At 71.6% G+C, this 1,987-nt stretch carries 1 protein-coding gene; it reads left to right on the top strand.

From position 1 onward, the window contains the following. Positions 1–175: 175 nt before the first annotated feature. Positions 176–1,696: a glutamine-hydrolyzing GMP synthase gene (gene guaA, locus DEIPI_RS0115920; protein ID WP_027482430.1), complete on the top strand. Its 1,521-nt coding sequence runs from the start codon at positions 176–178 to the stop codon at positions 1,694–1,696. Positions 1,697–1,987 lie beyond the last annotated feature (291 nt).

The raw sequence follows: 1,987 nt of genomic DNA, 5'->3' as shown, positions 1-1,987 counted from the left end.
GGCACCCTGCGCCTCCCCGACGCGCCCGGCACGTACCAGGTGCGCGTGCAGGCCAGCGGCTTCGAGCCGGGCCTCGTCGTGTTCCGCGTGCCGCGCGACGCGTCCGTCACGCTGAACCTGCCCCGCTAGCGCCGCCCCGCGTGACCGGAGGCGTGGCCGTGCGACAATGACCCCCGTGAGCTTGGTCATCCTCGACTTCGGCAGCCAGTACACGCGACTCATCACGCGCCGCTTCCGCGAGCTCGGCGCGTACAGCGTCATCCTGCCCGGCAACGCCAGCCTGGAACGCATCCAGCGGGAGAACCCCGTCGGGATCGTCCTGTCCGGCGGGCCCAGCAGCGTCTACGACGCGGGCGCCCCCCGTCCCGCCGACGGCGTCCTCGACCTCGACGTGCCCGTCCTCGGCATCTGCTACGGCATGCAGTACCTCGCGCAGCACGCGGGCGGACGCGTGGAACGCGCCGGGAAGCGCGAGTACGGCAAGGCCGAGCTCGGCGAGTACGGCGGCGCGCTCTTCGAGGGCATCTCGGGCGAGTTCGTCGCGTGGATGAGCCACAGCGACTCCGTCACGGACCTCCCGCCCGGCTACGAGGTCGTCGCGACCACCACCGACACGCCCGTCACCGCCATCGAGCACCGGGAGCGGCGCCGTTACGGCGTGCAGTTCCACCCGGAGGTCGTGCACACGCCCAAGGGCGGGCAGCTCCTCGCGAACTTCCTCGACCTGTGCGGCGCCGCGCGCGACTGGACGCCGCAGCACATCGTCGACGAACTCACCCAGGGGGTCAGGGATCAGGTCGGCGAGGAGGGCCGCGTGCTGCTCGGCATCTCCGGCGGCGTGGACTCCAGCACCCTCGCGCTGCTCCTCGCGCGCGCCATCGGGGACCGCCTCACGGCGGTGTTCATCGACCACGGGCTGCTGCGGCTCGGGGAGCGCGAGCAGGTCGAGCACGCCCTGCGGCCCCTCGGCGTGAACCTCGTCACGGTGGACGCCTCGGACGTCTTCCTGGAGCACCTCGCGGGTGTCAGCGACCCCGAGACGAAACGCAAGATCATCGGCCGGGAGTTCATCCGCGCCTTCGAACGCGAGGCGCGCACGCACGGCCCCTTCGAGTTCCTCGCGCAGGGCACCCTCTACCCGGACGTCATCGAGAGCGCGGGCGGCGAGGGCGCCGCGAACATCAAGAGTCACCACAACGTCGGCGGCCTCCCCGAGGACCTCGGCTTCAAACTCGTGGAGCCCTTCCGGACGCTCTTCAAGGACGAGGTGCGCGAGATCGCGCAGCTGCTCGGCCTCCCGGACGAGATCCGCACCCGCCATCCCTTCCCCGGCCCGGGCCTCGCGATCCGCATCCTCGGGGACGTCACGCGCGAGAAGCTCGACGTGCTGCGCCGCGTCGACGACATCTTCATCAGCGGTCTGCGCGAGTTCGGCCTCTACGACCAGACGTGGCAGGCGCTCGCGGTGCTCACGCCCATCCAGAGCGTCGGCGTGATGGGCGACGAGCGCACCTATCGCCACCTCGTCGCGTTGCGCGCCGTGAGCAGCATCGACGGGATGACGGCCGAGTGGACGCGTCTGCCGTACGAGTTCCTCGACACGGTCAGCCTGCGCATCGTGAACCACGTGCACGAGGTGAGCCGCGTGGTGTACGACATCACCGGGAAGCCACCCGCGACCATCGAGTGGGAATAAAGGCAAGGAGAGACGCGAGAACGCCCCAGGCCCGGACAGCCGGGCCGCCCCGGCTGGCGAAGACCCAAGGCAAGCAGAGACGCGGGAACGCCCCAGGCCCGGACAGCCGGGCCGCCCCGGCTGGCGAAGACCCAAGGCAAGGAGAGACGCGGGAACGCCCCAGGCCCGAACGGCACGGCCGCGCGTGCCTTTTCCCGTTCACTCGCGGGGCTCGAGGTCCCAGCTCAGCGTCCCGGCGCGTCCGCTCGCCGCGCCGCCCGCCGGGGCGGTGAGGGTGACGGCGGCCTCGTC

Source organism: Deinococcus pimensis DSM 21231, assembly GCF_000519345.1.
Lineage (GTDB): Bacteria > Deinococcota > Deinococci > Deinococcales > Deinococcaceae > Deinococcus_A > Deinococcus_A pimensis.
Note: the sequence above shows the minus strand (reverse complement) of the source record. Positions and strands in the feature narration are given on the sequence as shown.